Origin of the sequence: uncultured Gimesia sp. (assembly GCF_937919775.1) — a bacterium.
GTDB lineage: Bacteria > Planctomycetota > Planctomycetia > Planctomycetales > Planctomycetaceae > Gimesia.
The window spans coordinates 1-8,450 of the sequence record NZ_CALFPF010000676.1; the positions used below are offsets into that span (position 1 = coordinate 1).

Sequence of the window (8,450 nt, forward strand, 5' to 3'; positions counted from 1 at the left end):
CTACCGATGCTTTAACACGTAAAATTCCGTACGAAGCCACTTTCGGGACACCCACGAGCTAGAGTATTGCCTGCCCTCAAGGGCACCCTGCTGCTTTCGAAGGCAGCCCATGCATTTCAAATGAGCAATCAGGGGGTTTTATTAAGTAACCTCAGGAATAGCCCCCGTAAAAGGCTGAAAAAAACTGGATCGATTCTGATTAGGTAAGGTCTCAGAAAACTGCCAAAATCCGAGTGAAAAATGGTTGGTTGGCTGGTATTTCATAAGGGAACTACCTCAATTGGGGACCCCGGTAGCTGGTATCTCCGGACTGAGCCGTGTAAAACGGAAAACTGCAAAGCATTTGGCACATATTCTGCTCAAATAGCTCTAATGCTTTCATTTTCAGGGAGTTCTGCGCAATTCTGCATGAAGCCATCGCGCAAACGAACAGCATGTTCAGTTCGCTTGAAAAGCAAATTGTAAAAATACCAAGTGGTTTGCAGTCCGGAATCAGATCAACGATTCCGGTTTCGCAGTCTGTTGTCCCCTACATGTAAAAAGACGTAAGCAGTATTTTCGCCCAAAGAAAAAGGTCAAAAAAGTGAACACAGAAATTCAAAGTTCTAACTCGCCCATCACTTACTCTGGTTCCAACAATGGAAGCAAAGCTACGCTCGGCTCCGCACGTTCTGCAGCCATTGCCGCTGTGACAGGTTATCAGCCCAACCATCCACCCATGAATTTTCAGCAAACCCCCACCGGGCAACTCTTTAATGCGAATGTCTTTTCCAAGATCGCAATGAAAAGCAGACTGCCCAAAGAAACCTACAAAAATCTGATCAGCACCATTGAAGGCGGAAAAAAACTCGACTGCTCGACAGCTGATGTTGTCGCCGCCGCCATCAAAGACTGGGCCATCGAAAAAGGGGCCACCCACTACGCCCACGTCTTCTATCCACTGACTGGTTCGACAGCCGAAAAACATGACAGTTTCCTCTCCCCCGATGGTGAAGGGGGCGCGATTGCCGAATTCAGCGGTTCCCAGTTGATTCAGGGCGAACCCGATGGATCCAGCTTCCCCACCGGCGGTATCCGTGCGACATTCGAAGCCCGCGGTTACACCATCTGGGATGTTACCAGCCCTGCTTACATTCTGGAAAATTCCAACGGAACTACACTCTGTATTCCCACGGCTTTTGTTTCCTGGACCGGTGAAGCCCTCGATAAAAAGACTCCCGTACTCCGTTCGATGCAGGCCTTGAATGTTCAGGCACAACGCATTCTGAAACTGTTCGGGCATACGGAAGGCGATCTGGTTTCTTCCACAGCAGGACCGGAACAGGAATACTTCCTGGTCGACCGTAATTTCTACTTTGCACGTCCTGACCTGCTGACTGCCGGTCGAACCCTGTTCGGAGCCAAACCTCCTAAAGGTCAGGAATTCGACGATCACTATTTCGGAGCTATCCCCGATCGCGTATTGGCGTTCATGTTTGAAGCAGAACGCGAACTGTTCAAGTTGGGCATCCCGATCAAAACCCGTCACAACGAAGTGGCACCGGGGCAGTATGAAATCGCACCGCTGTTTGAATCAGCGAACATCGCGACTGACCATCAGCAGTTGCTCATGACCACACTGCGACGTACCGCAGAGAAACATGGCATGGTCTGCCTGATGCATGAAAAACCATTCGCCGGCGTAAACGGTTCCGGTAAACACGTCAACTGGTCCATGGGCAGCCGCTCACAAGGCAACCTGCTCGATCCAGGTGATACTCCACACGAAAATGCACAGTTCCTGCTGTTCTGTGCCGCCGTGATTCGTGCCGTCCATAAGTTCCAGGGATTACTGCGGGCCGTCGTCGCATCTGCCAGTAACGATCATCGCCTGGGAGCCAACGAAGCACCACCGGCGATCATCTCGATCTTCCTGGGTGACCAGTTGACTGACGTGTTCGAACAAATCAAAGTCGGCGGTGCCAACTCATCCATTCCCAGGGGAACTCTGACGGTGGGCGTTGATGTCCTGCCGCCACTGCCGAAAGATGCAGGAGACCGCAACCGTACCAGTCCGTTTGCCTTCACCGGCAACCGATTTGAATTCCGTGCCGTCGGTTCGAATCAGTCGATCGCCGGTCCACTGGTCGCGATGAATACCATCGTTGCCGATTCACTGGAGTTCTGTGCGACTCGTCTGGAAGAAGCTACCGGCGGCGATCCTGCCAAGTTACATTCGGAATTGCAGAAACTGCTCACGGAAATTATCAATGAGCACGGTGCGATTGTCTTCAACGGCGACGGTTACAGCGACGAATGGCATGCAGAAGCGAAAAAACGCGGTCTACTGAATCTTAAAACGACCGTCGATGCATTGCCGATTCTCGAAACGAAAGAAGTCAAAGAACTGTTTACCAAGTACAACGTTCTTTCGGAACGCGAACTGGCAAGCCGTCTCGAAACGTACCTCGAACAGTATTGCCTGTCGGTCAAAGTCGAATCGAACCTGACCATCAAAATGGCGAAAACGATGATTTTCCCCGCCGCCATCCGTTATCAGGGCGAACTGGTTTCCAACTGTGCCAGCCTGAAGATGCTGGACTACGATTTCGATACCAACACACTGGACCGTGTCACCGAACTGGTGAAAGCTTTACAGGACGGTGTCAGCGAGCTGGAAGCGGCTGCCGCTGAGCACGGATCGGAAGATCTACTCTCAGAAGCCGGTTACTACTGCCACACGATTCTGCCTTTGATGAATAAGGTGCGTGCTGTAGCAGATGATCTGGAAGGTATTGTGGCCGACGATCTCTGGCCGCTGCCAACCTATCAGGAAATGCTGTTCATCAAGTAACAGTGCCGAGTTAAAAATCGAACCTTCGGAATACGAGCCGACCAGGAATTGATTTCCTGGCTCGGCTCTGTTCCTGTCTGGTTCTTCATAAAACATATCACTCCAGCGCGGCCACACGAGAAAACGAGCCATGACGGATTCTGAATCATTATTCTCACCAGAGGCGATTCAGCGAAACAGTCAGCACCACTCCAGGCCGTTCCGCAAAATCATCACCGGGATCGCCCTGTTCTGCACAATCTGCATCGTGGCTGTGATCGGTTATGTCTCCGCCGGCTGGCAGTTGGACGATTCGATCTACATGGTCATCATCACCATCTTCGGCGTCGGTTACGGCGAGGTGCAGCCTGTCGAGTCGTCCGCACTCAGGGCACTCACGATCATGGTCATCATCTCCGGCTACGGCGCGGTAATTTATACCATCGGCGGTTTCATGCAGATGGTGATCGACGGCGAACTCAACCGGGCACTGGGAGCAAGAAGAATGACGAAAGAAATTGAACGCCTGCAAGGTCACACCATTATCTGCGGCGTCGGCCGCATGGGTTCCATCCTGGCCAAAAGTCTGTTCGCGGCAAAAAAACCGTTCGTTGTCGTTGACTGCGACGAACGCCGACTCAAAGCCGCCGAGGATCAAGGCTACTGGGTCATCAACGGCGATGCCTCGGAAGAATACGTGCTGGAACAGGCGGGCATCCGCCGCGCTGCAGTCCTGGCGACGGTCCTCTCGGCCGATGCCACAAACGTGTTCGTCACCATCACCGCCCGGGAAATGAACCCGGACGTGATGATCATCGCCCGCGGCGAAAATCCGAAGACCGAGAAAAAACTGATCGGCTGCGGCGCGAACCGGGTCGTGTTGCCGACCGCCATCGGTGCCACCAAAGTCGCCCAACTCATCATGCGGCCCACCGCGGAAAACATGCTGGAACAGCTCACCAGCAACGGCGACATCAAAGACGAACTCGGCCACCTCGGTCTGCAGTTTGAAGAGTTGCTGGTAAAACCCGACTCCACATTCGCGAACAAAACACTCGACAAGATCGAAGTCCGCAGTGATCGAGGCTTTCTGGTCGTCGCCATCCGCCGCGCCGACGGCGAAGTGGAACAGAATATCTCACCCGATACCCAGCTGCTCGTCGGCGACGCGGTCATCGTGCTCGTCCACAACAACGACATCCCGCATCTGACCGAAAAATTCGCCGCCAAGGGAATTAAGATCACGTATCGCGGCGTGACGGCTGAAATTTGAGGATGGTTTTCTTAGTCGCTGTCGCGACAGGAGATCTTCCTCAAGCTAATTTTTCTCATACCGGGATATGCCAAAACGCCTCTTGACACATGTCATATATGACATACAATTCACGGCATGAGTAAAAGCAAAGACGATCAGCAGGATAAGCCACTCGTCTGGTTGCAAGGCGAGATCAAAACACCGCCGTTCTCGTATGAAGCACGCATCGAAGCGGGTGTGTTACTGCGCCGGCTTCAACGTGGCGAATCCCTGGAATTGCCGCACAGTCGCCCGATGCCCTCCATTGGTCGTCGATGCCACGAGTTAAGGATTCCGGATGAGAATTTGACTTGGCCATCGTGTATCGGCTTGATCCTGATGCCGTGATCATCGGAGATATTTTTGCTAAGAAAACCCAAAAGACGCCTCAGGCTGTTATCGACAACTGCCAACGGCGCTTGAAGCAATATGATGAGGCAACAAAATGAAAGCAGCGAAACAAAAAAAACTGGAAGCGGCCGGCTGGAAGGCAAGTTCAGCGGCTGATTTTCTGGAACTCAGCGAGGCCGAAGAAATGCTCGTGAACATGAAGCTGGCGCTGGCAACGGAAGTCAAAACGCGACGCAAACAATTAAATATCACACAACAGGATCTGGCAAAACGAATCGGTTCCAGCCAATCCCGGGTCGCCAAAATTGAAGTTGCTGACCGAACTGTTTCACTTGACCTGCTTGTCCGGTCGCTGGCGACTCTCGGCGCATCGCGGTCCGCAATCGGCAGAATTGTCGGCACGCGTAAGGCTGGCAAAATGAAAACAAAAACGAGCCCCAAAAAACGCCTCGCCAGACAAAAATAGCTTCAGTAACGAACGCAGAATGAAACACTGTTATTTTTTAAAAAATCGCGATCCCTTCCAGTTTCACTGGCAGAGCGTTGCAGTCAAACAGGATTCACTGCCCGGTTTCCGGGCATGGTCTCTGTGGTTGCTTTTCCATCCAGCGCATCCAGCCGTGCGCGCAGTTCCGCATTTTCTTTCTGTAGCTGTAACAGACCAAAAGTCACAAACATAAACATCCAAGGCACATTGACAAAAAAGAAAGAGTAGAGCCAGTTACCCTGAGTGATACTTTCGAAGACGGCTGTCGCAGAGAATAGCAACGCGAAGAAGGTCGGAGTCCAGGGATTGAGTTTTTGCATCGGTTTCACTTTTCTGAACTGATTAGCGGTCGTCAACTGGTTGAGATTCCGTCGGCGGCGAATCAACGCTGATGGTATTCTGATAGTGTGTGAATAGAAGTCCCAGACCGAACAACAGCACCATAAAGCAGATTCCGCAACGCAGATTCACGTCCCACATCCGCAGGGCCTCATTCGCATTACCGGGATTTCCTTTTTCATAAAAGACTGGTACAGGCGAGCCAAGGGTTAACGGCTTTGAACTCAGTCGCGACGGGAGATATAACTCGTAGGTTTGACCATCGCGTCCCTGATATTCCACAACCGGCGTCGATGTTTCGACCGTGACGGCATCCTGCTTCGTTCCCGACTCGAAACGCACTATCTTTCCTCTGACTCGAACAGAATTTTTCAGCAGTTTTTTTCTCAACCCGCGATCGAGAAGTGAAACTCGAAACATCCAGACCCCCGCAACAGTCGTCACGATCCCAGCCACCAAAGTGATCATACAGAACTTCTCCATCATAAGTGAGAGGTCGAAAGGTTGCGGTTCGAGATTCGTTTGATACCGAAGACACCGCAGATTATATAGCTGATCCCGATTCTCTGCTACTCACACAGGCGACCCGGGCAGTGTCTCAGATTTGCCGACGGTACAGGCAACATTCTGCAAGTCCGTTTCGGGTTCATGGAATCTTTTTTTACCGGTGATTAAAATGAACGAGCGCAAAATGTTGTACGAACAGAGGAGTTTCGATGGACACCACAGCCCGATTTCTATCAGCGACCATCAACACGTTCGAGGCCAATCAAAAGATGGCAGAGCGGGCCGTCGAACAGGTTTCGGACGCAGGGCTGCGTGTCGCTCTGGATGAGCACACGAACTCCATCGCCGTGATCATGAAACATGTCGCCGGCAATCTGATCTCGCGCTGGACCGACTTCTTGACCACCGATGGCGAAAAGCCGGACCGCAACCGGGACGGAGAATTCGTCGATTCATTTCAAGGCCGTGCAGAATTAATGGCCTATTGGAATCGGGGCTGGTCGACGCTGCTGGAATCGCTCAAAAGTCTGACGCCGGACGATCTGGAAAAAACCGTTTTCATCCGCGGCGACGCACACACGGTGCCTCTGGCGATCCAGCGATCACTCGGACATACCTGTTATCACGTCGGCCAGATCGTGCAGGTCGCCCGCATCCAGGCCGGCGACAACTGGAATACGCTGACCATCCCCCGCGGCCAATCGGAAGAGTTTAATCAGAAACACTGGGGCGCGCACGGAAAATCCCATTCCTAATGTGAGCGGCACGGCGCTAGCCACCGTTTTTTTATAAACGTACCGTTTCACAAAACCGGTGGCTAGCGCCATTCCGCTCATTTTACTTGCGTAACTTCAGCGTTTTCAATCTCCAACAAACGTTGCTTGCGCCACAGACCGCCGCCATAACCGGTTAGACTTCCATCAGCGCCGATCACGCGATGACAGGGAATCAGAATCGCGATTCGGTTATCGCCGTTGGCCCGTGCGACGGCTCTCACCGCCGTGGGTTGGCCGATGATCTCCGCCTGTTCGCGATACGAGCGGGTCTCTCCACTGGGAATGGTTTGCAACGCCGCCCACACTTTCTGCTGGAACGCGGTCCCCGGCGTGATCAACGGCAGATCGAATTCCGTGCGTTTACCAGCGAAGTAGGCCTGGAGTTGTGCCTCCAGCAAGGGAAAGAACCGACTGTCGCCGGGCAGCGCTTTCGCGTTCAGATGTTTCTGCAGTCGGTTGAGCTGTGTCTCCAGCATGCGTCGATCCGTGAATTCCAGCAGGCAGATCCCCTGCTCCGTCGCGCCCGCCAGCATCGGGCCGAGTGGCGTCAAAATGCGACTGACGGCGATCACCTGTTGACCGTTACTCTTCGCGGGCGCCGTCCCCATCGTTTTTTTGAAGCCTTCGCCAAACCCGCTGAGCGATTCGTATCCGCTTTGAAACGCAGCGTTCGTGACCGGCGTTTTGCGTTGAATCTGACTGAAGGCCTGGTTGATGCGCCGCATCCGCAGGTAAGCAGTGAAACTCATGCCATGCAGTTTCTGAAACCAGCGACGCACGCGTACCGGATCAAGGCCCCGTTCCCGCAGATCTTCGGCCTGCAGGCGAATGCTGGTATCCTGCTCGACCTCTTCAATCAACGGCTGTAACCATTCGGGCGTCGAGCCGAGCGCCACCAGCGGCCGACAGATTTTACATTCCCGATAACCATTCGCGAGCGCGGTTTTCGCATCGGGAAAATACTCAACATTCTCCGGCTTCGGTTTTCGGGCCGAAGAGGAGGGCCGACAGAAGATGCCCGTCGTCCGAATCGCCGCCACGAAGACGCCTTCAAAACTGCTGTCCCGCCGGACCAGCGCTGCGTACATCACATCAGGGTCGGGCAATGACTGCGTGTTATTTGTTACTGAATCTGTCTGTTTCATTTCCTGAAAGTCCCTGTAATACCTGTCTCAGTTCTACCATGGTATCTGATCGAGAAACAGCGACAACCGGGAAATGAACAGGGAATTGGTTTTTGTGGGATTCTCGTAGAACAGAGCGGAAGGCATTCTCGATGAACCATAGAACGTTCCTGATTAGCCGCAGGGCGTTAGCCCCGGTTTTTATACCGAGGTTTACATGAGAAAGTGTCCTACGATCCTGAACTCAATGATGAAAAACACTAAAATGTGGGATCATAACTATCTTTCCTCTTAATAGGTTTTGCCCCAGTCGCTGACACCTTTTTCTGCCCCAACAACACAGTAATCTCATGGTGATAAAAATGAATTCAAAAAACAAAGCCGTTTATGGTGCTTATATTTGTGTGCTTATTCGCTTTGAAGGAAATTTGGAACAGCTTGGTACTAAACTTTCTGAGGCTTTGCAGTTATCACCTTTTTATTTTAAGCCTGACCAAGATCCACCCCACATACAGGTTGGATATGCAGAGTCGCTCGGCTGGGAATTATTCTTAGAGGTTGATACTGAAAATTCACCGTTCAACTATCGTTTTAGTATGGAAACCCAAATCTGTTATAGCGAATTAGATGAAGGCAAAATGCATGATCTATCCCCATGGTTTGCAAGGTTTCTGAAAATCATAACAAATATTGAGGTGGTCCCAGGTCCCTGGAGACTAAATGAGGATGAAATTTAAGATATCAGGAAACATTTTCTACA

General features: G+C 52.0%; 8 protein-coding genes and 1 pseudogene. 6 read left to right on the forward strand and 3 right to left on the reverse strand.

Annotation, left to right across the window (positions count from 1 at the left end; all coding sequences use genetic code 11):
* Nucleotides 1-718 precede the first annotated feature (718 nt).
* The 4 genes and pseudogenes from Q0294_RS19170 to Q0294_RS19185 all read left to right on the forward strand — a co-directional run bounded on the left by Q0294_RS19170 (nt 719) and on the right by Q0294_RS19185 (nt 4,923).
* Nucleotides 719-2,833 (forward strand): glutamine synthetase III, encoded by a 2,115-nt coding sequence (locus Q0294_RS19170; protein WP_366917995.1) that lies wholly within the window; start codon nt 719-721, stop codon nt 2,831-2,833.
* Nucleotides 2,834-2,963: 130 nt separating this feature from the next.
* Nucleotides 2,964-4,085 (forward strand): TrkA family potassium uptake protein, encoded by a 1,122-nt coding sequence (locus Q0294_RS19175; RefSeq protein WP_299468668.1) that lies wholly within the window; start codon nt 2,964-2,966, stop codon nt 4,083-4,085.
* Nucleotides 4,086-4,202: 117 nt separating this feature from the next.
* Nucleotides 4,203-4,555 (forward strand): annotated as a pseudogene (locus Q0294_RS19180) (type II toxin-antitoxin system RelE/ParE family toxin).
* Nucleotides 4,552-4,923, forward strand: coding sequence for a helix-turn-helix transcriptional regulator (locus tag Q0294_RS19185; RefSeq protein ID WP_299468672.1), 372 nt, complete (start codon nt 4,552-4,554; stop codon nt 4,921-4,923). Before Q0294_RS19180 ends, Q0294_RS19185 begins: the two are co-directional and overlap by 4 nt.
* Nucleotides 4,924-5,006: 83 nt before the next feature.
* Here the strand turns inward: Q0294_RS19185 and Q0294_RS19190 are convergent, their stop codons facing one another.
* Both Q0294_RS19190 and Q0294_RS19195 read right to left on the reverse strand, forming a co-directional pair.
* Nucleotides 5,007-5,264, reverse strand: a complete 258-nt coding sequence (locus Q0294_RS19190; RefSeq protein ID WP_299468674.1) for a hypothetical protein — start codon at nt 5,262-5,264, stop codon at nt 5,007-5,009.
* Between the two features lie 22 nt (nt 5,265-5,286).
* Nucleotides 5,287-5,769, reverse strand: a complete 483-nt coding sequence (locus tag Q0294_RS19195; RefSeq protein WP_366917994.1) for a DUF3592 domain-containing protein — start codon at nt 5,767-5,769, stop codon at nt 5,287-5,289.
* A 230-nt stretch (nt 5,770-5,999) separates the two neighbouring features.
* Between Q0294_RS19195 and Q0294_RS19200 the strand changes: the two genes are divergently transcribed.
* On the forward strand, nt 6,000-6,545 hold the full coding sequence (locus Q0294_RS19200) for a DUF1572 family protein (protein ID WP_299468678.1): 546 nt from the start codon (nt 6,000-6,002) through the stop codon (nt 6,543-6,545).
* Nucleotides 6,546-6,622: 77 nt separating this feature from the next.
* Here Q0294_RS19200 and Q0294_RS19205 read toward each other — a convergent pair whose 3' ends face one another.
* Nucleotides 6,623-7,711: a bifunctional transcriptional activator/DNA repair enzyme AdaA gene (locus Q0294_RS19205; protein ID WP_299468680.1), complete on the reverse strand. Its 1,089-nt coding sequence runs from the start codon at nt 7,709-7,711 to the stop codon at nt 6,623-6,625.
* Between the two features lie 341 nt (nt 7,712-8,052).
* Between Q0294_RS19205 and Q0294_RS19210 the strand changes: the two genes are divergently transcribed.
* Nucleotides 8,053-8,427: a hypothetical protein gene (locus Q0294_RS19210; protein ID WP_299468682.1), complete on the forward strand. Its 375-nt coding sequence runs from the start codon at nt 8,053-8,055 to the stop codon at nt 8,425-8,427.
* The last annotated feature ends 23 nt before the right edge of the window (nt 8,428-8,450 follow it).

What these genes read in the sequence shown, in the direction of transcription:
- Q0294_RS19175 (WP_299468668.1), top strand. Translation starts at nt 2,964, where the DNA reads ATGACGGATTCTGAATCATTATTCTCACCAGAGGCGATTCAGCGAAAC.
- Q0294_RS19185 (WP_299468672.1), top strand. Translation starts at nt 4,552, where the DNA reads ATGAAAGCAGCGAAACAAAAAAAACTGGAAGCGGCCGGCTGGAAGGCA.
- Q0294_RS19190 (WP_299468674.1), bottom strand. Translation starts at nt 5,264, where the DNA reads ATGCAAAAACTCAATCCCTGGACTCCGACCTTCTTCGCGTTGCTATTC.
- Q0294_RS19205 (WP_299468680.1), bottom strand. Translation starts at nt 7,711, where the DNA reads ATGAAACAGACAGATTCAGTAACAAATAACACGCAGTCATTGCCCGAC.
- Q0294_RS19170 (WP_366917995.1), top strand. Translation starts at nt 719, where the DNA reads ATGAATTTTCAGCAAACCCCCACCGGGCAACTCTTTAATGCGAATGTC.
- Q0294_RS19200 (WP_299468678.1), top strand. Translation starts at nt 6,000, where the DNA reads ATGGACACCACAGCCCGATTTCTATCAGCGACCATCAACACGTTCGAG.
- Q0294_RS19195 (WP_366917994.1), bottom strand. Translation starts at nt 5,769, where the DNA reads ATGATGGAGAAGTTCTGTATGATCACTTTGGTGGCTGGGATCGTGACG.
- Q0294_RS19210 (WP_299468682.1), top strand. Translation starts at nt 8,053, where the DNA reads ATGAATTCAAAAAACAAAGCCGTTTATGGTGCTTATATTTGTGTGCTT.